General features: G+C 69.4%; 21 protein-coding genes. 10 read left to right on the top strand and 11 right to left on the bottom strand.

Translation table 11 applies throughout. From position 1 onward, the window contains the following. The first annotated feature begins 38 nt into the window (after positions 1–38). Positions 39–1,718, top strand: coding sequence for a long-chain-fatty-acid--CoA ligase (locus ACIGHN_RS20165; RefSeq protein WP_396505731.1), 1,680 nt, complete (start codon positions 39–41; stop codon positions 1,716–1,718). Positions 1,719–1,811: 93 nt separating this feature from the next. After that, positions 1,812–2,555 (top strand): 5'-methylthioadenosine/adenosylhomocysteine nucleosidase, encoded by a 744-nt coding sequence (locus ACIGHN_RS20170; RefSeq protein ID WP_396505732.1) that lies wholly within the window; start codon positions 1,812–1,814, stop codon positions 2,553–2,555. A 392-nt stretch (positions 2,556–2,947) separates the two neighbouring features. Here ACIGHN_RS20170 and corA read toward each other — a convergent pair whose 3' ends face one another. The 6 genes from corA to ACIGHN_RS20200 all read right to left on the bottom strand — a co-directional run bounded on the left by corA (position 2,948) and on the right by ACIGHN_RS20200 (position 9,287). After that, positions 2,948–3,937 carry a magnesium/cobalt transporter CorA gene (corA, locus tag ACIGHN_RS20175; RefSeq protein ID WP_056411392.1) on the bottom strand — a complete coding sequence of 330 codons (990 nt, stop codon included), beginning with the start codon at positions 3,935–3,937 and terminating at the stop codon, positions 2,948–2,950. 367 nt (positions 3,938–4,304) lie between these two features. After that, positions 4,305–5,060 carry a uracil-DNA glycosylase family protein gene (locus ACIGHN_RS20180; RefSeq protein ID WP_396505733.1) on the bottom strand — a complete coding sequence of 252 codons (756 nt, stop codon included), beginning with the start codon at positions 5,058–5,060 and terminating at the stop codon, positions 4,305–4,307. 28 nt (positions 5,061–5,088) lie between these two features. After that, the gene (rimI, locus tag ACIGHN_RS20185) at positions 5,089–5,568 is read right to left on the bottom strand and encodes a ribosomal protein S18-alanine N-acetyltransferase (protein ID WP_396505734.1); all 480 of its coding nucleotides are present in this window, start codon (positions 5,566–5,568) and stop codon (positions 5,089–5,091) included. Next, a complete protein-coding gene (tsaB, locus tag ACIGHN_RS20190; protein WP_396505735.1) occupies positions 5,565–6,284 on the bottom strand; it encodes a tRNA (adenosine(37)-N6)-threonylcarbamoyltransferase complex dimerization subunit type 1 TsaB in 720 nt (239 codons plus the stop codon). The genes rimI and tsaB overlap by 4 nt, the downstream gene beginning before the upstream one ends. A 38-nt stretch (positions 6,285–6,322) precedes the next feature. Then, positions 6,323–7,333, bottom strand: a complete 1,011-nt coding sequence (locus ACIGHN_RS20195; RefSeq protein WP_396505736.1) for a DMT family transporter — start codon at positions 7,331–7,333, stop codon at positions 6,323–6,325. 163 nt (positions 7,334–7,496) lie between these two features. Next, positions 7,497–9,287 (bottom strand): methyl-accepting chemotaxis protein, encoded by a 1,791-nt coding sequence (locus tag ACIGHN_RS20200; RefSeq protein WP_396505737.1) that lies wholly within the window; start codon positions 9,285–9,287, stop codon positions 7,497–7,499. Between the two features lie 233 nt (positions 9,288–9,520). Between ACIGHN_RS20200 and dacB the strand changes: the two genes are divergently transcribed. From dacB to ACIGHN_RS20225, 5 genes are all read left to right on the top strand, one after another. Then, a complete protein-coding gene (gene dacB / locus ACIGHN_RS20205; RefSeq protein ID WP_396505738.1) occupies positions 9,521–10,987 on the top strand; it encodes a D-alanyl-D-alanine carboxypeptidase/D-alanyl-D-alanine-endopeptidase in 1,467 nt (488 codons plus the stop codon). 43 nt (positions 10,988–11,030) lie between these two features. Beyond that, positions 11,031–11,300: a SemiSWEET transporter gene (locus ACIGHN_RS20210; RefSeq protein WP_056411407.1), complete on the top strand. Its 270-nt coding sequence runs from the start codon at positions 11,031–11,033 to the stop codon at positions 11,298–11,300. A 170-nt stretch (positions 11,301–11,470) separates the two neighbouring features. Beyond that, positions 11,471–12,769 (top strand): lipase family protein, encoded by a 1,299-nt coding sequence (locus ACIGHN_RS20215; protein ID WP_056411408.1) that lies wholly within the window; start codon positions 11,471–11,473, stop codon positions 12,767–12,769. A gap of 242 nt (positions 12,770–13,011) precedes the next feature. Next, the gene (locus ACIGHN_RS20220; protein WP_396505739.1) at positions 13,012–14,157 is read left to right on the top strand and encodes an SGNH/GDSL hydrolase family protein; all 1,146 of its coding nucleotides are present in this window, start codon (positions 13,012–13,014) and stop codon (positions 14,155–14,157) included. 35 nt (positions 14,158–14,192) lie between these two features. Then, a complete protein-coding gene (locus ACIGHN_RS20225; RefSeq protein WP_056411671.1) occupies positions 14,193–14,864 on the top strand; it encodes an OmpW family protein in 672 nt (223 codons plus the stop codon). Positions 14,865–14,977: 113 nt separating this feature from the next. Here ACIGHN_RS20225 and ACIGHN_RS20230 read toward each other — a convergent pair whose 3' ends face one another. From ACIGHN_RS20230 to purE, 4 genes are all read right to left on the bottom strand, one after another. After that, positions 14,978–15,931 (bottom strand): SGNH/GDSL hydrolase family protein, encoded by a 954-nt coding sequence (locus ACIGHN_RS20230; protein WP_396505740.1) that lies wholly within the window; start codon positions 15,929–15,931, stop codon positions 14,978–14,980. A 131-nt stretch (positions 15,932–16,062) separates the two neighbouring features. Next, positions 16,063–17,079 (bottom strand): L-threonylcarbamoyladenylate synthase, encoded by a 1,017-nt coding sequence (locus tag ACIGHN_RS20235; RefSeq protein ID WP_396505741.1) that lies wholly within the window; start codon positions 17,077–17,079, stop codon positions 16,063–16,065. 5 nt (positions 17,080–17,084) lie between these two features. Further along, positions 17,085–18,254, bottom strand: a complete 1,170-nt coding sequence (locus ACIGHN_RS20240) for a 5-(carboxyamino)imidazole ribonucleotide synthase (RefSeq protein WP_396505742.1) — start codon at positions 18,252–18,254, stop codon at positions 17,085–17,087. Next, complete coding sequence (gene purE, locus ACIGHN_RS20245) at positions 18,251–18,745, bottom strand: 5-(carboxyamino)imidazole ribonucleotide mutase (RefSeq protein ID WP_056411422.1); 495 nt, start codon at positions 18,743–18,745, stop codon at positions 18,251–18,253. Before purE ends, ACIGHN_RS20240 begins: the two co-directional genes overlap by 4 nt. 161 nt (positions 18,746–18,906) lie before the next feature. On the opposite strand from purE, the gene trxA reads away from it, so the two are divergent. Together trxA and ACIGHN_RS20255 are read left to right on the top strand one after the other, a co-directional pair. Next, complete coding sequence (trxA, locus tag ACIGHN_RS20250) at positions 18,907–19,815, top strand: thioredoxin (RefSeq protein ID WP_056166764.1); 909 nt, start codon at positions 18,907–18,909, stop codon at positions 19,813–19,815. A gap of 109 nt (positions 19,816–19,924) precedes the next feature. Next, positions 19,925–20,686, top strand: a complete 762-nt coding sequence (locus tag ACIGHN_RS20255; RefSeq protein ID WP_235507343.1) for an META domain-containing protein — start codon at positions 19,925–19,927, stop codon at positions 20,684–20,686. Positions 20,687–20,807: 121 nt separating this feature from the next. Here ACIGHN_RS20255 and ACIGHN_RS20260 read toward each other — a convergent pair whose 3' ends face one another. Further along, complete coding sequence (locus tag ACIGHN_RS20260; protein ID WP_056411673.1) at positions 20,808–21,728, bottom strand: phosphoribosylaminoimidazolesuccinocarboxamide synthase; 921 nt, start codon at positions 21,726–21,728, stop codon at positions 20,808–20,810. Positions 21,729–22,063: 335 nt separating this feature from the next. Here ACIGHN_RS20260 and ACIGHN_RS20265 point away from each other — a divergent pair, with 335 nt between their 5' ends. Further along, positions 22,064–23,275 (top strand): MFS transporter, encoded by a 1,212-nt coding sequence (locus tag ACIGHN_RS20265; RefSeq protein ID WP_396505754.1) that lies wholly within the window; start codon positions 22,064–22,066, stop codon positions 23,273–23,275. Positions 23,276–23,326 lie beyond the last annotated feature (51 nt).

A 23,326-nucleotide genomic window follows, 5' to 3' on the forward strand; every position in this document is an offset into this window, starting at 1 on the left:
TGCATTCAGTTTCAAAAGAGTTTGGAGAGACAGACACCATGACCGACCGTCCCTGGCTGGCCGCCTATCCGCAAGGCGTGCCTGCAGATATCGACCCCTCGCAATACCCGTCCCTCGTGGCGCTCATGGACGAAGCGTTCACCAAGTACGCCGACCGCGTGGCCTACAGCTTCATGGGCAAGGACGTGACCTATGCCCAGACCGACTCTCTGTCGAGCGCGTTCGCGGCCTATCTGCAGGGCCTGGGCCTGGTCAAGGGCGACCGTGTGGCCATCATGATGCCCAACGTGCCGCAGTACCCGGTGGCGGTGGCGGCCATCCTGCGTGCCGGCTTCGTGGTGGTCAACGTGAACCCGCTGTACACCCCGCGCGAGCTGGAGCACCAGCTCAAGGACTCCGGCTCCAAGGCCATCGTCATCATCGAGAACTTTGCGACCACGCTGCAGAACTGCATCGCCAACACGCCGGTCAAGCATGTGGTGCTGTGCGCCATGGGCGACCAGCTGGGCCTGCTCAAGGGCGCGCTGGTCAACTACGTGGTGCGCAACGTCAAGAAGATGGTGCCCGGTTACCACCTGCCCGGCGCCGTGCGCTTCAATGACGCGGTGGCCCAGGGCACGCGCGGCACGCTGAAGAAGCCCGACATCAAGCCCGACGACATCGCGCTGCTGCAGTACACCGGTGGCACCACCGGCGTGAGCAAGGGCGCGGTGCTGCTGCAGCGCAACGTGATCGCCAACGTGCTGCAGTCCGAGGCCTGGAACGACCCGGTCATGAAGAAGGTGCCGGCCGGCGAGCAGCCCACCAGCATCTGCGCGCTGCCGCTGTACCACATCTTCGCGTTCACCGTGAACATGATGCTGAGCATGCGCACGGGCGGCAAGACCATCCTGATCCCGAACCCGCGCGACCTGCCGGCGGTGCTCAAGGAGCTCTCCAAGCACACGTTCCACAGCTTTCCGGCCGTGAACACGCTGTTCAACGGCCTGGCCAACCACCCGGACTTCAACACCGTCAACTGGAAGAACCTCAAGGTCTCCGTGGGCGGCGGCATGGCCGTGCAGGGCGCCGTGGCCAAGCTGTGGCTGGAGAAGACCGGCTGCCCCATCTGCGAAGGCTACGGCCTGTCGGAGACCAGCCCGTCGGCCAGCTGCAACCCGACCACCAGCACCGAGTACACCGGCACCATCGGCGTGCCCATCCCCGGCACCTGGATGAAGCTGCTGGACGATGAAGGCCGCGAAGTCACCACCCTTGGCCAGCCCGGCGAGATCGCCATCAAGGGCCCGCAGGTCATGGCCGGCTACTGGCAGCGCCCGGACGAGACGGCCAAGGTCATGACCGAGGACGGCTACTTCAAGTCCGGCGACATCGGCGTGATGGACGCACGCGGCTTCTTCAAGGTCGTGGACCGCAAGAAGGACATGGTGCTCGTCTCAGGCTTCAACGTGTACCCCAACGAGGTCGAGGACGTGGTCGCGCAGATGCCCGGCGTGCTCGAATGCGCGGTGGTGGGCGTGCCCGACGAGAAGACCGGCGAAGCCGTCAAGCTCGTCATCGTCAAGCGCGACCCCACGCTCACCGAAGCCCAGGTCAAGGACTTCTGCCGCGCCGAGCTCACCGGCTACAAGCAGCCCCGCGTGATCGAGTTCCGCACCGAGCTGCCCAAGACCCCCGTGGGCAAGATCCTGCGCCGCGAGCTGCGCGACAAGAAGTAGCAGCTTCTGCGCAGCAACAGCCCTGCCCCGCCAATCGGGGCGGCCACCAGGCGGCTTCGGCCGCCTTTGTTTTGACCCCGAGAGTTCCACGCCATGACCACCGCCATCCTCAGCGCCCTCCCCGAAGAACAGGCCGGCCTGGTCCACGCGCTGGCGCACCCCCAGCGCATCACCCGCGCCGGCCGTTCGTTCTGGCGCGGCGAGCTGCACGGGCGCTCTGTCGTGCTGGCGCTCTCGGGCATCGGCAAGGTGGCGGCGGCCACCACCGCCACGGCGCTCGTCGAGCACTTCGGCGTCGCGCGCATCGTGTTCACCGGCGTGGCGGGCGGCCTGGGTGACGGCGTGAACGTGGGCGACGTGGTGGTGGCGCAGAGCTACCTGCAGCACGACATGGACGCATCCCCGTTGTTCCCGCGCTGGGAGCTGCCCGGCTATGCACGCGCGGTGCTGGAGTGCGATGCACCATTGTCCGCTCTGCTTTTGATAGCTGCTCGCGATTGCCTGATGGGCGGTAGCGGCCATTTTTCTTCGCAATCCGAGGTCCGCAGCGTGCACCAGGGCCTGATCGCCAGCGGCGACCGCTTCGTCTCCAGCGCCCAGGAGTCGCAGCGCCTGCGCGACGCCCTGCGCGCCGCCGGCCACGAGGTCCTCGCCGTCGAAATGGAAGGCGCCGCCGTGGCCCAGGTCTGCCTGGACTACAACGTGCCCTTCGCCGCCATGCGCACCATCTCCGACCGCGCCGACGACACCGCCCACGTCGACTTCCCCCAGTTCATCCAAACCGTGGCGAGCCGGTACGCAGAGCACATCGTCGGCAAGTTGTTGCAGTTGCTATGAAATATGTAGCTACTGGCGCTTTATAGAAAAGCGGTAGAGGGTGTTTTGGCTTAAAAATTGAGTATTTTCATGAGGGGTGCGCCGCCGCCTTCATCCAGCAGCCGTCGACCTAGCTCACCCAAGACTCCAGTTAGCCCGCCTGCAGAAGGCACCCCATCGCCGGTACCCCGCCAGAGCGCAGCGAATGGCTCCCTCCATGTTCAGGGCACGCCGCCAGTTCACCCCCCGCCGCCATCGCCAGCGCCACCGTGGATCCGGCTTCGCCGGTCCACCGGAGGCGTCCCCCCTGGGGGGCTGAGGAACTGCGGCTCCGAGCCTGCCTGCGCAGGCTTGGACAGTTCCGAAGGGCTGACGCCTCTGGCGGCGGCGCGTAGGTCCGCGCCACAGGGGGGCTACTTCAACCAGCCGCGCTTGCGGAAGTACCACATGGGCCCGAGCGCACTCGCCAGCATCAGCCCGATCACATACGGATATGCCGCCGGCCCCAGCAGCTCCAGCTCCGGGAACTTCATGTTCATGCCGTACACGCTCGCGATCAGCGTGGGCGGCAGCAGGGCCACGCTGGCCACCGAGAAGATCTTGATGATCTTGTTCTGGTTGATGTTGATGAAACCGACCGTGGCGTCCATCAAAAAGTTGATCTTGTCGAACAGGAACGCCGTGTGGTTGTCCAGCGACTCGATGTCGCGCAGGATCTGGCGGGCTTCCTCGAACTGCTCGGAGTTCAGCATCTTGCTGCGCATCATGAAGCTTACCGCGCGGCGGGTGTCCATCACGTTGCGGCGGATGCGGCCGTTCAAGTCTTCCTGGCGCGCGATGGCGCCCAGCACTTCGCCGGCCAGTGCGTCGGTCACGTCGCCGGCCAGCACCTGCTTGCTCACCTTTTCGAGCTCGTCGTAGATGTTCTCCAGCGTGTCGGCCGAATATTCGGCGTCGGCGTCGAACAGCTTGAGCAGCACTTCCTTGGCGTCTTCGATCAGCCCCGGCGCACGGCGTGCGCGCATGCGCAAGAGGCGGAACACCGGTACGTCTTCATCGTGGATGGAAAACAGCACGCCACGGCTCTTGAGGTTGGCGTTGTGCTGGTTCAGGATGAAGGCCACGCGCACCGAGCGGGGGTCTTCATCGTCGTCGATCAGGAAGTCGCTGCGGATGTGCAGCTCGCCGTTGTCTTCCTCGTAGAAGCGGGCGGACTCCTCGATGTCCTCGTCCATCGCATCTTCGGGGATGGACAGGCCGTAGTGCTGCTTGATCCAGCGTTTTTCTTCGAGGGTGGGGGCTTCCAGGTCCACCCAGATCGGCTGGAAGCGGGTCAGCTCTTCCAGGGATTCGATTTCTTCCTGGACGAGCCGGCCATTGGCGAGCGAAAAGATGTTGAGCATGGGCTCACTCCCTGGTTATGTGGCATCTGCGGCGGTGGGGGGTCATGGGGTGCTTTCAGACCCCACGGCAGCAGGCCGGGGAGCTGAAAGCTACCAACTGGGGTAGGTTTCCAAGGAGCTTTCTCCGTCAATCAGTAAAAAATGGGCAAGCGGCGGATTATGGCACCGGACCTCGCGCCTGTCCGGGCTGCACAGGGGCTTCGGTGCGCGGATATCCGGCTTTCTGTGCAGGTTGTGCACCGCTTGGGGAAGACTTCGGTGGCGCGGCCAGGTTCCGGCCCGCACGGGCCTTGCCGGAAGCCGCCGCTGCGGTGGTGATGGCCTCACACACACAGACAGACACCCCGCCAGCCCGCCGCGGCACCGCTCAGGCGTTCTGGCGCACGCGCACGGTGGCCAACGCCCGGCACAGGTCGGCCCAGGCCGCGGCCTTGGTGTCCTGCGAGCGCAGCAGGAAGGCGGGGTCGTACGACACCACGGCCGGGCACCCGGCCAGCTGGTGCAGCTCGGCACGCAGGCGGCCCAGCGGCTCGGTGCGGCCCAGGGCTGCGCGGGCGGCCACATGGCCCAGCACGAGCACCATCGAAGGCTGCAGCTGCGCCACCGCCGCAGCCAGTTGCTCGGGGATGGCGTCGGTGCCGGGGGCTCCGGCGGCAGAGCGCTCCAGCGCGGTGATGAAGACGCGGGGGTGCCGGTGCAGCTGCATGGCCCGCAGCATGTTGTCGAGCAGCTTGCCGGCGTCGCCCGACAGGGGGTCGTGGGGTGCCGTGCTCTCGGCCACGATGAGCCAGCCTGCGCCCAGCTCTGCGGGAGCCAGGGCCGGGTCGGCCTGGGGGTAGAGCGCCTGCGGCGGATGCAGCCGCAGGGCGGCAGCGCCGGGACCGCCAGCCGCTGCGGTGGCGGTGGGTGCGCTGGCCCCCACCCGGGGGGGGGGCGGCGGCGTCGCCGCCACGGCGGCGGGCGCCAGGGCAGGAGCCGGCGGGGCCGCCGCCATCGGCACGGCGGGGGCCGTGCCGGCCCGCTCGGTCACGGTGGCCGCGGCGGGGCGGGATGGTGGGCCCCACACGGTGACGCCCATTTCCTGCAGCATGGCGCGCTGGCGCGCATCGAGGTCGAGGGTCATAGACAGATCAGGCGCAAGGTGCCCGGGTTCATAGCGCAAAGCTCATGACCACCGCGTCTTCGCGTTGGCCGTCGGCGGCGGGGTAGTAGCGCTTGCGTTCGCCCACGCGGCGAAAGCCATAGGCCAGGTAGATGCCGTGGGCGCGCAGGTTGCTGGTGCGCACCTCCAGCCACAGCCACTGCGCGCCGCGCCCGCGCGACCACAGGGCCAGCGCATCGAGCAGCACGCGCGCCCAGCCCTGGCGCTGGTACTCGGGCGTGACGGTGATGTTCAGCAGGTGGACCTCGTCCACGCCCAGCATGGCGACGAAGTAGCCCAGCAGGTGGTCGCCCGCCATCAGCACCTGGGCCTGGTAGCCCGAGGCCAGGGCGTCGGTGAAGTTGCCGCGCGTCCAGGGGTGGGTGTACGCCTGCACCTCCACCTCCAGCACGGCGTCCAGCCGCGCGAGCGTGAGGTTTTCAAAGCGTGCCTCCAGCGCGGATGTGGGGGGGGTGGGCAGGGCGCTCATGGTGGCGTGGTGGTCGTGGTGGCAGCCACGCGCTCTGCAGCGCGCTCGGCCGTGGTTTTCGCCACTTTATCGCGGATGTAGCGCGGCAGTGCATCGGTGGCGGGCACCGTGCCGCCAGCGGCCAGCAGGGCAGGCGCCAGGCGCAGCAGGGCGGCGGCGGTGGGCAGGGCTGCGACGTGCGGTGCGGCCGGTGCCAGGCGCTCGCCGTAGGGCGCCTGCGCATTGCCCGCCACGGTCCAGCCGGGCGGGGCCTGCACGGTTTCGGGCGCGCCCAGGCCGAAGTCGGCGTCGGCCTGCCAGCGGCCTTCGGCGGGCTGCCATTCGCAGCGGGCGTGGTAGACCTCGTCCATGCGCGCATCCAGCACGGCCACCACCTGGGTGCAGCCGTGCTGCGCCCGGGCCTCCTCGGCCACGGCCAGCAGCGTGTCCACCGGCAGCACCGGAATGCCCTGGCCGCCGCGTGCGCCAAAGGCCAGCCCCTGGGCCACGGCGCAGGCCGTGCGCAGTCCGGTGAAGGAGCCCGGCCCGCGGCTGAAGACCAGCGCGTCCAGCGTGTCGAACGTCAGGCCCGCCTGCGCCAGCAGGCTGCGCACGGCCGGGATCAGCGTGGCCGACGCCTGCGAGCCGCCCGGACCGTGGTGCAGCCACACGGCATCGCCGTGCTGCACGGCGATGGAGATGACGTCGGTGCTGGTGTCGAAAGCAAGCAAATTCATGGGCTGGGGCCGGTCGCGCGAGGGGAATGGATTCGGGGTCACGGGGCCGTGCGGCCCGGTGCGGATGCGGTGGAGGTACCCGGTGGGGAGGCCGCCGCCGGCGGGGCCCGGCGCAGCACCCCCAGCAGGATACCCCCGGTCACGAGCAGCAGCCCGGCCACCAGGTTCCAGTGCAGGGGCTCGCCCAGGAACATCACCGCGCCGATGGCCGACAGGCCGGGCACCAGCGCCGTGATCATGGTCGAGCGCACGGGGCCGTAGTGCTGGATCATGCGCGTGAAGGCAATGCCCGAGATCACCACCGAGCCCCCGCCCTGGAACGCCAGCTGGAACAGGATCTCGCTCCCGGGTGCGAGTGCCAGCCGGCTGGCGACCCCGCCCAGGCCCGCCAGCAGCGCATAGGACGGCACGTACACCAGGCAGGCAAAGGCCGTGATGGCGATGGTGGCCTGCACCGCGTCCACCGCGTGGCGCCGTGCCATCACGCTGTAGGCGGCCCAGCAGGCGGCGGCGGACATGAACAGCAGGTCGCCCTTCCAGACGTCTCCGCCCGCGAACGCGGCCAGCAGGCTGCTGCCGCCCACCAGCAGGTCGCCCGCCACGATCAGCGCGAGCCCCGCGGCGCGCAGCGGCGTGATGCGGTCGTGCAGCAGCAGGGCCGCCAGCAGGGCGGTCCACAGCGGCAGGCTGCCGGGCATGAGCACCGCCGCATGCGTGGCCGGTGCGTGGAAGAAGCCCGCATACGCCAGCATGGCGTACAGCAGCCCGCCCAGCGTGCCCAGCAGCACCGTGGTGCCCAGGGGCAGGGGCGAGATGCCCGCAAGGCTCGATGGTGGCGCTGCGCTGCCCAGGGCGGCCTTGCGCCGCCGCACCATCCACCAGCCCCAGGGCAGCAGGACCAGGCTGGCGCCCACGATGCGCAAAAAGGCGATGTCGAACGGTGTGAGGGTGCGCTGTGCCGAGGCGCGGGCGATGACGATGAAGCCCGTCCAGATGGTGACCGTCACGACAGCCGCCAGCAGGCCCATGGCACGAGGGGAAAAGCGCATGGGGGGATTATCCGGTGGCGCGGGCCCGCACCGGGCCGGGCAGGTGCTGCCTGGGGGGCAGGCCAGCGACATCCCGGGCGCTGGTTGCGCCACCGTGAGCGAGGAAGGTGCCCGAAAGGTGCCCGGCAGGCGGCTGGTAAGCCTCAGGCTGCGCAACAGGCGCTCAGAAGGATTCCCAATCGTCGTCGCCGCCCTTTGGCGCGCTGCGCGGGTCGAGTCGTGGGGCGGCCGGCTGCGCGAGGGCCGGGGCTGCGGGCCGGGCCGCTGCGGGCGATGGGGCCCGGGCGATGGCGGCTTTGGCCAGGGGTTTGGCAGGGGCCTGGGCCACGGCCGCCGGCCGTGCGGGCGCGGGGCGGGCCTGGGGGGCCGGGGCTTTGGCCGGGGCCATGGCGGGGCGCGACTGGTCGCCGGAGAGCTTGAACACCGCCACCACCTGCACCAGGTCGTGCGCCTGGTTGCGCAGGCTGCTGGCGGCAGCGGCCATTTCTTCCACCAGCGCGGCGTTTTGCTGCGTGGCCTGGTCCATCGAGGTGACGGCCTCGCCGACCTGGGCGACGCCGGCGCTCTGCTCGCCGCTGGCCGCGCTGATCTCGCCCATGATGTCCGTGACGCGGCGGATGCTGCTCACCACTTCGCTCATGGTCTCGCCCGCCTTGTCGACCAGCGCCGTGCCGTGCTCGACCCGCTCCACGCTCGCGTGGATCAGGTTCTTGATCTCCTTGGCGGCCTCGGCGCTGCGGCCGGCCAGGCTGCGCACTTCCGATGCCACCACGGCAAAACCGCGGCCCTGCTCGCCCGCGCGGGCGGCTTCCACCGCGGCGTTGAGCGCCAGGATGTTGGTCTGGAAGGCAATCCCGTCGATGACGGCGATGATGTCGCTGATCTTGCGGCTGGCGTCGTTGATGCCCTTCATGGTCTCCACCACGTCGCCCACCACCGCGCCGCCCTGGGCGGCCACGCTGGAGGCCGTCATCGCCAGCTGGTTGGCCTGGCGGGCGTTGTCGGCGTTGTTGCGCACGGCGGAGTTCAGCTGCTCCATGCTGGCGGCCGTCTGCTGCAGCGCGCTGGCCTGGTGTTCGGTGCGGGAGCTCAGGTCGGTGTTGCCCTGGGCGATCTCGGAGCTGGCATTGGAGACGGACTCCGCGCCGTGCCGCACGTTGTTCACCACGCTGGCCAGGTTGGCCTGCATGAGCGCCAGGGACTCCATGAGCGCGCCGACCTCGTCCTTGCCATGCTGCGGCACGGTGGCGGTCAGGTCGCCGGCGGCCACCCGGCGGGCCAGGTCCGAAGCCTGCCCCAGCGGCACGGTGACCGAGCGGGACAGCACCCACGAGAACAGCGCGGCCACCGCCACGCTCAGCACACCCAGCGCGATCAGCAACTGCCGGCTGGTCTGGCGGTTCTCTTCGACGGCACGCCCCAGGGCATCCACCTGCTCGCGCTGGTTGTTCAGCAACTCGTCCATCTTGGCGGCATAGTTGGCCGCCTCGGGCATGAACTGCTTGACCAGCATGGCATTCGCTTCGTCCACCTTGCCCTCTTTCTTGAGCGCAAAGATGTCGTCGCGGTTCTTCAGGTAGATCGTGCGCAGCGCGCCGATTTCTGCAAAGAGCTTCTTCTCGGAGTCGAGGAACATCAGCGCCTCGACCGCTTTTTGCAGCTCGCCCGAACTCTTGGACGAGGCCTTGCTGTCCTCGGCAAAGAAGTCCGCCAGCGCCGGGTCGCTGCTGCGCGCCACGGCGGCGGTGCGCGTGATGCCGGTGCGCAGGTTGCGCGACCAGTCACTCACCAGGCGTTCGGTCTTGATGGGGTTCTGCACCATCTCCAGCGTGGCATCGGCCACCGCGTTCAGGCGCGAGATGCTCAGCGCAATGGCACCGATCAGCAGCAGGAGCACCAGGGAAAATCCCAGCGCAAGGCGCTTGGCGACGGAGAGGTCGGAGAGTCGGCTCATAAGAAAAATGCCTTGTTGTGTAGCGTTGTGGTGGCAACCGTGGGCGCGATGGCCGCCCTGCCGCGCAGATCCACGGTGCGCCGTGGGTGCGCCCGCACTGTCCCGGGTGCGGGGGGGATGTTGCATAGTGTAAGTACGCCGCTTGCCGATTGCACGCACTGCATGCAGGTCGGCCGCGTGCCCTTGGCCGCTGCCAGGTCGGCGGCTGCACGGTCCTCCTCTAGACTTCCTGCATGATGAAGAATCGATCGAGAACCCCCCTGTGCCTGCGATGGGGGCGGGCCGTGTGGTTGGCCGGCGTGTTGTGCGCGGCCGCTGTCTCCTCTGCGCAGGCCCAGTCCACGGCGGCGCCCGTGGCGTTGCCCCCCGAGGTGGAAGCCGCGCTGGCCCGCGCCAAGCTGCCGCGCGAATCCCTGAGCGTGATGGTCACCGACGCGCAGGGCACAGCCCGCACGCAGCCCCGCCTGGCGCACCGTGCCCAGGTCCAGGTCAACCCCGCCTCGGTGATGAAGCTGGTGACCACCTACGCGGCGCTGGAGCAACTGGGCCCTGCCTACGTCTGGAACACGCCCGTGTACGTGCAGGGCACGGTGCAGGACGGCAGCCTGCGCGGCAATGTGTACATCCAGGGCCAGGGCGACCCCAAGATGGTGATGGAGCGGCTGTGGCTGCTCATGCGGCGCCTGCAGGCGCAGGGCATCCAGGTGATCGTGGGCGACATCGTGCTGGACCGCACCGCGTTCGACGTGCCCGAGCACGATCCGGCCCGCTTCGACGGCGAGCCGCTGCGGCCCTATAACGCGTCGCCCGACGCGCTGCTGCTCAACTACAAATCGTCGGTGATGACCTTCGTGCCCGACGTGCCGGCAGGGCTGGCACGCATCCAGTACGACCCGCCGCTGGCCGGCGTGCAGCGCCAGGCCTCCGTGGCGCTGGCGGCGGCCGGCACCGACTGCGGCGACTGGCGCGGCGCGCTGCGGGCCGAGCTGGCCGACCCTGCCAAGGTGGTGTTCCAGGGCGTGTACCCGGCCGCGTGCGGCGAGCGTGTGTGGCCCGTGGCCGCGGCCGACCCGCGCGGTTTTGCGGCGCGGGCGGTGGAGGGCATGTGGCGCGAGCTGGGCGGCAAGCTCACCGGCAGCGTGCGCGACGGCAAGGTGCCCGCGGGGCTCAAGCCCGCGTTCGTGTCCACATCGCCCGCGCTGGCCGAGGTGGTGCGCGACGTGAACAAGTACAGCAACAACGTGATGGCCCAGCACTTGTTTTTGACGATGGCGCTGCAAAAGAACGGCGTGGCCACGTTCGACGGCGCACGCGAGGCCCTGCGCCAGTGGTGGCAGGCGCGCGTGGGCGATGCCGAGTTGCCCCAGGCCGACAACGGCGCGGGGCTCAGCCGCGACGCGCGCCTGACGGCCCAGGCGCTCGCCCGCATGCTGCAGGTGGCCTGGCAGTCGCCCGTCATGCCGGACCTGGTGGCGTCGCTGCCGATCTCGGGCGTGGACGGCACGCTGCGCCGCAGCCAGAGCCGCGCGTCCGCCCACCTCAAGACCGGCAGCCTGCGCGACGTGATGGCGGTGGCAGGCTACGTGCACGCCGCCAGCGGCCGGCGCTATGTGCTGGTGGCGGTGGTCAACCATGCCAACGCCGGGGCGGCCCGGCCGGTGCTGGACGCCCTGGTGGACTGGGCGGCGCGCGACCAGTGAATAATCCGCGCTGGCCCTGGCACTTCTCCCTCACCCCCGCTCCATGCCCCTCTCCGAGCTCATCGGCTACCTGGCCGCGTTCCTCACCACCTGCAGCTTCGTGCCGCAGGCCCTGCACACCTTCCGGACGCGCGATGTCGGGGGCATCTCGCTGGGCATGTACAGCGTGTTCACCGCGGGCGTGGCGCTGTGGCTGGTCTACGGGCTGGTGCTCGGGGCCTGGCCCATCGTGGTGGCCAATGCGATCACGCTGGCGCTGGCCGGCACCATCCTGGGCATGAAGATGGTCTACGGGGCGCGCGGAGGGCGCTGAGTGCCTTGTGGCGCCCTGCACCGGGCGCCGCCTCCGGATGCAGGGCGGGCCCTTCGCCACTGTCGCCCAGGTGTCAAATCTGCCCGGCCAGGCACTCGTTAACCCGGATGCTGCTGCAGTGCAGGTAAGCGCACGATCCGTCGTTCCTTACCCACCGGAGGTCTCCACCCATGACGTATTTTCGCTTGACCTGTGTTGCCGCTGCGGCGGTCCTGCTTGTGGCCTGCGGGGGCTCGGACGACCCCGCCCGCGGCGCCCTGATCGACCCGCCGGCGGTGCTGGCCACGCTCACGGCCGCGCAGATCGATGCCGGCACGGCCAGCAGCGGCCTGCAGCCCATCAGCGGCAAGGCCAAGTGCGACGTGAAGGTGGTGTCGCTCAACTACGCCACCGCAGGCGCCAAGGGCGGTGAGATGACCAACGCCTCGGGCGTCATGCTGGTGCCCGCCGGCAGCTGCACCACGGCCGCGCCGCTGCTGGCGTATGCCAAGGGCACCGACGTGCAAAAGCCCCGCACCCTGGCCAACCCGCAGGACAGCGAGACCTTCCTGCTCGCCGCGATGTACGCCGCGCAGGGCTATGCGGTGGTCGCCACCGACTACCTGGGCTTTGCCAAGTCGGGCTACAGCTACCACCCCTACCTGCATGCCGATTCGGAAGCCACCTCGGTGATCGATTCGGTGCGCGCCGCGCGCAATGCCGCGGGCACGGTGGGCGCCAACCTGTCGGGCAAGGTCATGTTCACCGGCTACTCGCAGGGCGGGCACTCGTCGATGGCCGCGCAGCGCAGCGCAGAGCGCGACTACGGCAGCGAATTCAACGTGGTCGCGGGCGCGCACCTGGCCGGGCCGTACAACCTGTCCGGCTCGCTGCGCATTCCGGATGCGATCGCGGGCGTGCAGTTCTTCGTGCCGTACCTGGTCACCGCCTGGCAGAAGGTCTACGGCGATGTCTATACCGACGTGAAGCAGGTCTTCAAGGCGCCGTATTCGGGCTACATCGAGACCCTGCTGCCCAACCCCACGATGAACTACACCACCCTGGTCACCTCCGGCACGTTGCCGGCGGGCACGCCCAACCAGGCCCGCGACGCGCTGTTCCAGCCGGACTTCATCAAGGGCTCGCAGACCAGCACCACCCATCCGCTGTACCTGGCGGCCAAGAAGAACGACCTGCTGGGCTGGACGCCCAAGGCCCGCGTGCTACTGTGCGGCGGCGCGGGCGACCCCACGGTGCCACCCTCCATTCACCAGCAGGTCATGAAGGCCGACTTCGACAGCCGGGGCGTGACCAACGTGGCGTCGGTGGACGTGGACGCCGCCATCCAGGCTACGTTCGGCACCGGCGGCAAGGCGCCCACCGACCCGGCGTCCGCCGCGTTCGCTACCTACTACGGCTCCTACCACGGCACGTACGAGCCCCCGTTCTGCCATGCCCAGGCGCGGGCCGTGTTCGACACCGTGAAGTAAGTACACGGGCCTTTGCGCGGGCTGCACCCGGCCGCGCCCTGGCTCGGCAGGGGCCAGGCACGCCCTTCGAACCGCCGGCCTTCGGGCCGGCTTTTTTGTGGGCGGGTGTCTGGAGAGGGTTGTGTAAAGCCCGGTGCGGGCTCGGTATTTTCCCGGGCGGGCAAGCTGGGAACTCGGGGGTACCATGGAGATGCGAAAAAAGCACGGTCGTTCTTTTTGGCAGTTTTCAACTGGAGAATCCCTTGAATTCACAACAATGCAAAGCCTCCCTGTCGGCGTTGGTCGCGGCCTGCCTGCTGGCCGCCTGCGGCGGCGGCGGCTCGGATACCGCGCCCTCGGCACCTGTCACGTCCGTCAAGGTGGCGGGCGACAGCCTCGCTGACAGCGGGACTTTTGGCTACAAATTCACCGTCCAGGGGTCGGCCGCCACCGGCGTGGGCTCCACGGCCATCTGGCCCGAGCGCGTGGCGACGAGCTACGGCCAGTCGCTGTGCGCCTACTACCGGTTCAACGGTTCGGCGTTCGGTACCAACGCGGCCTGCACCAACTACGCAGTGGGCGGCGGGCGCATCAACAACGCCACCGCGCCCACGTCGCCGGTGTCCATCACGCAGCAGATCAAGGACATGGGCGCGCGCGGCTACAGCGCCAGCGACCTGGTGCTGATCGACGGCGGCGGCAACGACGCGGCCGACCTGATCGGCGCGTACCTGCGCGCCTCCACCGACAGCGGCCAGGCCTATGCGGCCCTGTTGAGCAGCGTGCTGCCCCAGGCCACCGTCAGCGCCGCGCTGGCGGGCGGGGCCAATGGCCTCGCGCAAGTGGGCGGCACCTACATGCAGGCCCTGGCCCGCAACTTTGCCGACACCATCAAGGCCAACACGGTCGCCAAGAACGCACCGCGCGTGGCCGTGCTCAATGCCCCCGGCGTCACGCTGACGCCGCGCTTCCGACTGGTGCTGGCGTCCATCAGCGCCACCCGCGGCGCAGCCGCTGCCACGCAGGCCGAGGCCTTGTTCGATGGCTGGATCCAGGCCTTCAATGCACAGCTGGCGACCAGCCTGGCTGGCGACACCCGCATCGCGGTGGTGGACTTCTACACGTCGTTCAAGGACCAGGCGACCAACCCTGCGCAGTACCAGCTCACCAATACCACCACGCCGGCCTGCCCGGCCACGGGCGTGGGCGCGGATGGACTGCCGACCTACACCTTCCCCACCTGCACCGCCACGGCGCTGTCGGCCATGACCCCGCCCGCGGGCGCCACGGGCGGCGCCGACTGGTGGAAGAGCTACGGCTTTGCCGACAGCTTCCATCCCACGCCGTACGGCCACCAGCTGGTGGGCCAACTGGTGTCGCGTTCGCTGTCCCGCGCTGGCTGGCTGTGAGCCGGCTGCACATGCTTCCATCCAAGGAGTTCTTCATGCACGCATTTTCCAAGGCTGGCCTGGCGGCAGCGGCGCTGTTTCTCGGCACGGGCGCCATGGCGCAGGTCGCCGGCACATTGAGCGTCCGCGCGGGCTTCACCCACATCGCTCCGCAGGTCAAGAGCGGCAACCTGAGCGCCCCGGCGTTCCCCAACACCAAGGTGGACGTGGACGCCGCCACGTCGCTGTCGGGCGGTGTGAACTACATGCTCACCGACCACTGGGCGGTGGACGTGCCGCTGTCCCTGCCTTTCAAGCACGACATCGTGGGCGACGGCGCCATCGCCGGTGTGGGCAAGCTGGCCGAGACCAAGGTGCTGCCCGTCACGGTGTTCGCGCAGTACCGCTTTGGCGAGGCCGAGGCGCGGTTTCGCCCCTACCTGGGCGTGGGCGTGACCTATGGCCGGTTCTTCAAGACCCGCACCACGGCCACGCTCAGCGGCCTGACGGGCGGCACGCCGGCGAACCCCACCACCGCATCGGTCGACAACAAGTGGGGCATCACGCCCCAGGTCGGCTTCGTGTGGAAGATCAACGACCGCTGGTTCGTGGATGCTGCCTACTACAAGAGCTTCCTCAAGACCACCTCGCACCTCTCGTCGGGCCAGTCGATCTCCAAACGGCTGAACCCCGATGTGATCGCCGTGGGCGTGGGCTACCAGTTCTGATGGCGGGTTGAGGTAAGGGGTGGGGAGAAGAGACTTGCCCCGCCCCTCGCCATGAAAAAGGCCGCCCGGGGGCGGCCTTTGTGTTTGTGCGCGGTCCTTGCTGCACGAACCGATTACCAGCGCGCGCGCAGGCGGTCGTACGCGTAGGTGCCGAACTGCCGCTGCGCCGACGGCGTGAGGTACACCTGGTCCGCGAACACGAAGGAGTCCGGGCTCGCACCGGCCACCAGCGTAGAGGTGTTGCACAGCGACGAGTTGACCTTGCCCGTGCCGATGCCGATGCCGTTGTTGGCGTCCACCGACGTGCATATCGGCGCGATGGCGTTGTTGAAGCCGTAGTTGGCAGGAACGCCGGTGTACAGGTTCACGTAGTAGGCGGAGTCGACATACAGCACGTTGGCGCCCAGGTCGACGATGTTCACGAGCAGGCCGTCGTTGAAGCGGGTGCTGGCATCGGCCAGCAGGGCTTCGCGGTTGATGGACTTGGCCCAGGGGCTCTTGCTCAGGTCGTAGGTGCCGGTCACCACCACGTACTTGGCACCGGCGGTGACCAGTCGGCGCACCTGCGCGGCCAGGTCCTCGCCGGCCTGGCGGGCGGCGGCCACCATGGCGGCCTCGGTCTGGGTGCCGGCCTGCACGGCGGCCATGCCGGCGATCACTTCGCTCACGCCCCCGTTGATGAACACCACATCGCTGCCGCCGAAGGTGTTGCTGGCCAGGAAGGTGTCGATCTGCTCGGTGATGGTCGGGGTGCTGGCGTTGCCGGCGGCGTCGGGCTTGGCCTTGACGCGGGCGTTGCCCACGGCGTAGCTCTTGCCGCCCGCCGATGCGGCCGCCAGGGGCTTGCCGTAGTTGGCGGCCACCTGCAGGGTCCAGTTGTTCACGCTGCCGTCATTGACGGTGTAGCGCGTGCCCTTTTGGCCGATGTCGCTGTAGCCATCGCCGAACGCGATGAAGCGCTCGGGGGTGATGGCCGACTCGGTGGTACTTGAACCGCAGGCCGCGAGCAACGCGGCCGACGCACATGCGGCGACCAGAACGGTGCGGCGGATCCAATTTGCTGCCATGTATTTCTCCAGAAAAGTGGGGCGTAGTTTAGCGGGGCCGTGTCAAGCCATGTAAAGCCGGACCTGCAACGGCATGTTGCAGGTAGGGCCTGCCCTGCCGCCGGGGGCCGTCGAGCCTCCCGGCAGGTGCCTCAGGCCGCGGCAGCCCGCTGCAGCCGGTCTCGCACGCCTTCCCAGTCGGGGCTGGCGGGCGGGGTTTCGATCCAGATCAGTTTCACGCCGTCGTCGTCGAAGCCGCGCAGCACGGCGAACAGTTGCTGGGCGGTGGCGGCCGCATCGTCGGGCATGCGGCGCATGACCAGCCGCGACGACTTGGTGCGCAGCACGGCGCGGGCGTACACCGCAATGTTGGCGGCCTCGGCGCCCAGCAGGTCCAGGCCGGTCTGCAGCGCCTTGGCATCCATCAGGCGCACCTTGGCGTTGGGCGCGTAGTGGGCCTCCAGCGTGCCCGAGGCGCGGGGCGTGTGGTCGGGCAGGTCTTCCTTGGACAGGGGGGCCGTGCCGCAGGCTGCCGTGATCTGCTCGCGGGTGATGGCGCCGGGGCGCAGCAGCACCGGCACGCCGCGGGTGCAGTCCACGATGGTGCTCTCGATGCCCACGGCGCAGGCGCCGCCGTCGAGCACCAGCAGGTCGGCGCCCAGCTCATCGCGCACGTGCTGCGCGGTCGTGGGGCTTACGCGGCCGAAGCGGTTGGCGCTGGGGGCCGCCACGCCCCACACCGGCGGTCCACCGGCCTGGGCGTCGTCGCCCGGGGCCGCGCAGGCCACGAGCAGGGCGTGCGCCACCGGGTGTGCCGGGCAGCGCAGCCCCACGCTGTCCTGGCCGCCGGTGGCGGCGGTGGCCACGCCGGGCAGGCGCGGCAGGATGAGCGTGAGCGGGCCGGGCCAGAACGCGTCGACCAGCGCCTGTGCGAACGGCGGCACGCTGCTGGCGAAGTGGCGGATGCCGTCCGCGTTGGCCACGTGGACGATCAGCGGATGGTCGCTGGGCCGCCCCTTGGCGGCAAAGATCTGCGCCACGGCGGCATCGCTGCTCGCGTCGGCCGCCAGGCCGTACACGGTTTCAGTGGGCAGGCCCAGCAGCGCGCCGCTGCGCACTGCGCGCGCCGCAGCGGCGATGGCCTGGGGGTCGTTGCCGTCGAGGATCATGGTGGTCAGAACGGGGCTATGCCCAGCAGGGCGGCCGCCTGCAGCGCCGTGGCGCGTGCGGCTTCGGGCGTGGGACCGGTCACGTTGAGGTGGCCCATCTTGCGGCCGCGCTTGGCGTCGCGCTTGCCGTACAGGTGCAGATGGGTGCCGGGCAGGGCCAGCACCTCGGCCCAGGGCGGCGTCTGCGCGGCGTCGCCGTGCGCGAACCACAGGTCGCCCAGCAGGTTCAGCATCACGGCGGGGCTGTGCTGGCGCGGCGGGGTCAGCGGCAGGCCCGCCATGGTGCGCACCTGCAGCTCGAACTGCGACACGTCACAGGCGTTCTGGCTGTAGTGGCCGCTGTTGTGCGGGCGCGGGGCGATCTCGTTGACCACCAGGCTGCCGTCCTGCAGCACGAAGAACTCGACACACAGCACGCCCACGTACTGCAGGCCTTCTGCTACAGATTTTGCAGCTGCCACCGCTTGTGCAGCAAGCGGTGGGGGCAGATTCTGTTCATGAACCTCGGTCACGGCCAGGATGCCGTCGCGGTGCAGGTTGCGCTGCACCGGCAGGTGCACCATGGCGCCGTCGGCTCCGCGCGCCACGATCACCGAGCATTCGAGCGCCAGCGGCAGCATCTTCTCCAGCACGCACGGGACCTTGCCCACGGCATCCCAGGCCGCGGCCAGCTCGGCGGCGGTCTTCACACGCACCTGGCCCTTGCCGTCGTAGCCCATGCGGGCGGTTTTGAGAATTCCTGGAAGCAGGTCTTCGGACACGGCGCCCAGTTGCTCGGCCGTCTCGATCACCGCATACGGCGCGCAGGGCACGCCGCAGCCGACGAAGTGCGCCTTCTCGCGGGCGCGGTCCTGCGCCACCGACACGGCGCTGGCTGCGGGCGACACCGGGCGCTGTGCGGCCAGCGTGGCCAGCGCCGCGGCGGGCACGTTCTCGAACTCGGTGGTCACCGCGTCGGACACGCGGGCCAGCTCGGCCAGGCCCCCCGGGTCTTCGTAGCCGGTCTGGATGTGGTGGTGGCTCACCAGGCCGGCAGGGCTGTCGGGGTCGGCGTCGAGCACGGCCGTGAAGTAGCCCATGGCCTGCGCCGCGTGCACGAACATGCGGCCCAGCTGGCCGCCGCCCAGCACGCCCAGCGTCGCGCCAGGAAGGAGAGGCGTTGTAGACGCGGTCATGCGGCAGGGGGCAGGGTCATGTTGCGCGCCACCTCCGTCTGCTCGGCGCGGAAGGCTTCCAGGCGCGTACGCAGCTCGGGGTTCTCGCTGGCCAGCAGCGCCACGGCGAACAGCGCAGCATTGGCAGCCCCGGCCGTGCCGATGGCGAACGTGGCCACCGGGATGCCCTTGGGCATCTGCACGATGCTGTGCAGCGAATCCACGCCCTGCAGGTGCCGGCTGGCCACCGGCACGCCCAGCACGGGCACGGTGGTCTTGGCAGCGATCATGCCGGGCAGGTGGGCTGCGCCGCCCGCACCGGCGATGATGGCCTTGAGGCCCCGGCCCGCGGCGGCTTCGGCGTAGGCGAACATGTCGTCGGGCATGCGGTGGGCCGAGACCACGCGGGCCTCGTGCGCGATGCCGAACTGTTCAAGAATCTGCACTGCATGCTGCATGGTGTCCCAGTCGCTGCTGGAGCCCATGACCACGCCGATCTGGATGGGTTTCATGGTGGTAGGGGGTGCGCGGCGGCGGGTTGCGCCCGCTGCACGGCTGTAGGTGGAACCCGCGATTTTACTTTTTGCGCTCCCCTTCCCGGAGCCGGGACATGTCGATGGGCCAAAATAGCGCGAACCCACCAGCTGCGCCGGCCTCTCCCGGCCCCCCCATCATGATTGACGTCACCGTAGAAAACTTTGAAGCCGAGGTGGTTGCCGCCTCCATGGATGTGCCCGTCCTGGTGGACTTCTGGGCGCCCTGGTGCGGGCCCTGCAAATCGCTCGGTCCGGTGCTGGAAAAGCTGGAGACCGAATACGCCGGCCGCTTCAAGCTTGCCAAGATCGACTCCGACCAGGAGCAGCAGCTCGCGGGCATGTTCGGCATCCGCAGCATCCCCACCTGCGTGCTGCTCATGAACGGCCAGCCCGTGGACGGCTTCATGGGCGCGCTGCCCGAGGGCCAGGTGCGTGCCTTCCTCGACAAGCACGTGCCCACCGAAGACCAGCTCACGGCCGAAGCCGAAGAGGAAGAAGCCTTCGAAGCCCTGGCCGAAGGCGACACCGACACGGCGCTCGAGAAGCTGCAGCATGCCGTCGTGACCGACCCCGCCAACGACGACGCCCGCTTCGACTACGTCAAGCTGCTGCTGCAGCTGGGCCGCGAAGACGACGCCAAGGTCGCCTTTGCCCCGGTGATCGCCAAGGCCCCGGGTTCGCGCAAGCTCGGTGCCCTCAAGACCTGGATGGATGCTATTGATTTCGTAGCTTTGAGCGCTTATGGGGAGAGCGCTGGAGCCGATTTTGATGCCAAGATCGCCGCCAGCAAGCGCGACTTCGACACCCGCTACGCGCGCGCCCGCTGGCTCATGGCCCGCCAGCGCTGGACCGACGCGATGGACGAATTGCTCGAGATCCTCATGCGCGACAAGGCCTGGGGCGAAGAAGCCGCCCGCAAGACCTATGTCGCCATCCTCGAAATCATCGAGCCGCCCAAGGTGAAGGTGGCCGACGGCCAGATCCCGCCCGACGACCCGGTGGTGGCCACCTACCGCCGCCGTTTGTCGAGCGTGGTGCTCAGCTGATTCCGGCCGGGTGGCTGGACGCGGCGGGTCGGGGGTGATGGCGGTGCAGCGCGCCGGGCAGGGGCACCACCGCAGCCTCCGGGCAGGCCGGGGCCGCCTGTTGGCGTGCATGGCCGCTTGCCTGCTCGCTGCGGGCTGCGGCACGCGGCCGCCGGCACCGGATGCGGTGGTGACGGGCGTGGCCTTGTCCCGAGAGCGCGTCGTGCTGCCCCCCGAGGCCGTCTTCGAGGCCACGCTGCTGGACGTGAGCCAGCCCGACGCGCCCCCGGTGGTCCTGGGGCGCCAGCGCCGCGAGCCGGCGGGCCAGCCGCCCTATGCAGTGGCCATTGCGTACCCGTCCTCGCGGTTCGTGCCCAAGGGGCGCTATGAGGTGCGCGCCGCCGTCACCCTGGAAGGCCGGCTGCTGCTGGCCTCCGAGGCGCGCCACGCCGTCCCGCAGGATGCGGCCTACCGCCATGTGGACGTGCAGCTGCGGCGCCAGCCCCCGCTGGCGGCCGTGGTGGAGGCCGGCGTGCCGCTGCTGCTGACGTACTGGCGCCTGGTGTCGATCGAGGAGGAGGCCGTGCCCCGCCCCGCGCAGGGCGGCACGCCGCCGCACCTGGTGCTGCAGTCCGACGAGGCGCGGGCCACAGGCTCGGGCGGCTGCAACCGGTACCTGACCGACTACCACCTCAACGGCGCGCAGCTGTTCTTCGGTCGGGTGGTGTCCAACATCGCCCTGTGCCTGGACCGCGGCGCGCTGGAGACGCGGTTCTTCAATGCCTTGGAAGGCGTGGCAAGCTTTCGCCAGCAGGGCACGCACCTGCAGTTGCGCGACGCGCAGGGCAAGCCGCTGCTCGGCTTCGAGGCCGCCGAGACGCTGCTGGAATAGGCGCTGGAAGCGGCAGGCCCCACGCCCGGTCGCCCGTCGGGTCGCGTGCACGGCGGCGTGGCGGTTACCGCAGCCATGAAAGGCGTGCAGCCGTTCGTCATGCCGCTACGCCCTCACGCTGTCACGCCGTCAACCGCTCCAGCGCTTCGCGGTACTTGGCGGCGGTCTTCTCGATCACGTCGCGCGGCAGGCGCGGGGCCGGGGCGGTCTTGTCCCAGGGCTTGCCGTTGACCTGGGCCTGTTCCAGCCAGTCGCGCACGAACTGTTTGTCGTAGCTGGGTGGGTTCTCGCCGCGGGCCAGCGCGTCGGCATAGCCCTCGACAGGCCAGTAGCGCGAGCTGTCGGGGGTGAGCACCTCGTCCATCAGCACCAGCGTGCCGTCGGGCGCGAGGCCGAACTCGAACTTCGTGTCGGCAATGATCATGCCTTTGGCCAGCGAGATTTCGGCCGCCGCCTGGTAGATGGCGATGCTCAGGTCGCGGATGCGGGTGGCCAGATCCAGGCCGATCATCTCCACCGTCCGCTCGAAGGTGATGTTCTCGTCGTGCTCGCCCGCAGCGGCCTTGGCGGCGGGCGTGTAGATGGGCGTGGGCAGCTTGGCGGCGTTGGTCAGGCCCTCGGGCAGCGGCACGCCGCACACCGCGCGCGATTCCTGGTATTCCTTCCAGCCGCTGCCGGCCAGGTAGCCCCGCACCACGGCTTCCACCGGGATGGGCTTCAGGCGCTGGACCAGCATGGAGCGGCCGCGCACCTGGGCCACTTCTTCGGGGCTGACGACGCTCTCGGGGGCATCGCCCGTGAGGTGGTTGGGGCAGATGTGGCCGAGCTTGTCGAACCAGAACAGCGCCATCTGCGTGAGCAGCTCGCCCTTGCCGGGAATGGGCTCGCCCATGATCACGTCGAACGCCGACAGGCGGTCGCTGGCCACCATCAGGATGCGGTCATCGCCCACGGCGTAGTTGTCGCGCACCTTGCCGCGGGCCAGCAGGGGCAGCGACGTGAGGGCAGAGGTGTGCAGGGCGGTGGAGCTGGGCTGGGTCATGGTGTCGGTGAGGCGGTCGATGGTGTCGCGTCCGCTGCCGGCAGGCCGGTGAACGCACAACGTAAAACACGTGCGGGAGCATTCCGCGCAACCTGCGGATTTTACGCGCGGGGGCCGGGGCGGGTGGCGGGGCGGCGCCGGCCGGTGCCCGCGGCCGGGGCGTCAGGTCAGCCGGCGGCGATGTGTGCACACCGAATGTCTCGCGTGTTGCACCATGTTGCGGCACACTGGGCGGCCCTCCTTTCCTGAGCCGCCGCGCGCGACTTTCCGTGCAGTCTTCCTCCTCTTCCTTGCCTGCTGCTTCGGCAGCCTCTGCCGCCGTTCCAGCCGCCCCCATGCTCACGCCGCGGCGCGAGTTCTGGCTGCTGCTCACCCTGGCCGGCATCCAGTTCACGCACATCCTGGACTTCATGATCATGATGCCGCTCGGGCCGCAATTCACGCAGCTCTTTGCCATCAGCGATGCGCAGTTCGGGCTGCTGGTGTCGGCCTATACGCTGTCGGCGGGCGCATCGGGCCTGCTGGCCTCCACCTACATCGACCGCTTCGGCCGCAAGCGCCTGCTGCTCACGCTGTACGTGCTGTTCGGCCTCGCCACGCTGGCCTGCGGGCTGGCGCCCACGTACGGCTCGCTGATGGTGGCGCGCATCCTGGCGGGCGCGTTCGGCGGGGTGCTGTCGGCGCTGTCGCAGACCATCGTGGCCGACGTGGTGCCGTTCGAGCGGCGCGGCCGGGCGATGGGCATCGTGATGACATCGTTTTCGCTGTCCACTGTGGCGGGCGTGCCGCTCGGGCTGCTGCTGGCCCAGTACGGCGGCTGGCACCTGCCGTTCATCGCCATCGCGTCGCTGGTCGGCGTGCTGGCCATCTTCGCGGCCCGCACCATGCCGACGATGACGGCGCACCTGCTGGCCGCGCAGCGCCGCAGCACGTTCGGCGGCATCGCCCAGGTGCTGGGCGACGCCAACCACCGCTGGGCGTTCCTGTTCTCGGCGCTGATCATGTTCACCGGCTTCACGGTGATCCCCTACATCACGATCTACCTGCAGGCCAACGCCGGGGTGCGGCCCGACCAGGTCCCGCTGGTGTACCTGTGCGGCGGGGTGGTCACGCTGTTCACCGCACGGCTTTTCGGCGTGCTGACCGACCGCTGGGGCAAGGTGGTGGTGTTCCGCTGCCTGGCGATCGCGGGGGCGTTTCCGCTGCTGGGGATCACGCTGGTGCGCGGCGTGCCGCTGTGGGGCGTGCTCACGGTGTCCACGCTGATGTTCGCGCTGATGAGCGGCCGCATGATCCCGGGCATGGCCATCATCTCGTCGGCGGCGCAGCCGTCGCTGCGCGGCACCTTCATGACACTGAACGCGTCGGTGCAGTCGGCGGCCATGGGCATGGCTTCGTTTCTGGGCGGGTTGCTGATCAGCCGCGATGCGCAGGGGCTGGTGCAGAACTACTGGATGTCCGCCGCGGTGGGCATCACGGCCAGTGTGCTGTCGATGCTGGTGGTGGGGCGCCTGGTGCTGCACGGTGCAACACCGCAGGCCCGCTGACCGCATGGGGGGCGAGCACGCCGCCTGAAGAGAAGGGGCGCGCGAAGGGGC

Origin of the sequence: Acidovorax sp. NPDC077693 (genome assembly GCF_044542805.1) — a bacterium.
Taxonomy (GTDB): domain Bacteria; phylum Pseudomonadota; class Gammaproteobacteria; order Burkholderiales; family Burkholderiaceae_C; genus Acidovorax.

Excerpts from the sequence above, each read along its gene's own strand:
- ACIGHN_RS20165 (WP_396505731.1), top strand. The coding sequence starts at position 39 with ATGACCGACCGTCCCTGGCTGGCCGCCTATCCGCAAGGCGTGCCTGCA.
- ACIGHN_RS20170 (WP_396505732.1), top strand. The coding sequence starts at position 1,812 with ATGACCACCGCCATCCTCAGCGCCCTCCCCGAAGAACAGGCCGGCCTG.
- corA (WP_056411392.1), bottom strand. The coding sequence starts at position 3,937 with ATGCTCAACATCTTTTCGCTCGCCAATGGCCGGCTCGTCCAGGAAGAA.
- ACIGHN_RS20180 (WP_396505733.1), bottom strand. The coding sequence starts at position 5,060 with ATGACCCTCGACCTCGATGCGCGCCAGCGCGCCATGCTGCAGGAAATG.
- rimI (WP_396505734.1), bottom strand. The coding sequence starts at position 5,568 with ATGAGCGCCCTGCCCACCCCCCCCACATCCGCGCTGGAGGCACGCTTT.
- tsaB (WP_396505735.1), bottom strand. The coding sequence starts at position 6,284 with ATGAATTTGCTTGCTTTCGACACCAGCACCGACGTCATCTCCATCGCC.
- ACIGHN_RS20195 (WP_396505736.1), bottom strand. The coding sequence starts at position 7,333 with ATGCGCTTTTCCCCTCGTGCCATGGGCCTGCTGGCGGCTGTCGTGACG.
- ACIGHN_RS20200 (WP_396505737.1), bottom strand. The coding sequence starts at position 9,287 with ATGAGCCGACTCTCCGACCTCTCCGTCGCCAAGCGCCTTGCGCTGGGA.
- dacB (WP_396505738.1), top strand. The coding sequence starts at position 9,521 with ATGATGAAGAATCGATCGAGAACCCCCCTGTGCCTGCGATGGGGGCGG.
- ACIGHN_RS20210 (WP_056411407.1), top strand. The coding sequence starts at position 11,031 with ATGCCCCTCTCCGAGCTCATCGGCTACCTGGCCGCGTTCCTCACCACC.
- ACIGHN_RS20215 (WP_056411408.1), top strand. The coding sequence starts at position 11,471 with ATGACGTATTTTCGCTTGACCTGTGTTGCCGCTGCGGCGGTCCTGCTT.
- ACIGHN_RS20225 (WP_056411671.1), top strand. The coding sequence starts at position 14,193 with ATGCACGCATTTTCCAAGGCTGGCCTGGCGGCAGCGGCGCTGTTTCTC.
- ACIGHN_RS20230 (WP_396505740.1), bottom strand. The coding sequence starts at position 15,931 with ATGGCAGCAAATTGGATCCGCCGCACCGTTCTGGTCGCCGCATGTGCG.
- ACIGHN_RS20235 (WP_396505741.1), bottom strand. The coding sequence starts at position 17,079 with ATGATCCTCGACGGCAACGACCCCCAGGCCATCGCCGCTGCGGCGCGC.
- ACIGHN_RS20240 (WP_396505742.1), bottom strand. The coding sequence starts at position 18,254 with ATGACCGCGTCTACAACGCCTCTCCTTCCTGGCGCGACGCTGGGCGTG.
- purE (WP_056411422.1), bottom strand. The coding sequence starts at position 18,745 with ATGAAACCCATCCAGATCGGCGTGGTCATGGGCTCCAGCAGCGACTGG.
- trxA (WP_056166764.1), top strand. The coding sequence starts at position 18,907 with ATGATTGACGTCACCGTAGAAAACTTTGAAGCCGAGGTGGTTGCCGCC.
- ACIGHN_RS20255 (WP_235507343.1), top strand. The coding sequence starts at position 19,925 with ATGGCCGCTTGCCTGCTCGCTGCGGGCTGCGGCACGCGGCCGCCGGCA.
- ACIGHN_RS20260 (WP_056411673.1), bottom strand. The coding sequence starts at position 21,728 with ATGACCCAGCCCAGCTCCACCGCCCTGCACACCTCTGCCCTCACGTCG.
- ACIGHN_RS20265 (WP_396505754.1), top strand. The coding sequence starts at position 22,064 with ATGCTCACGCCGCGGCGCGAGTTCTGGCTGCTGCTCACCCTGGCCGGC.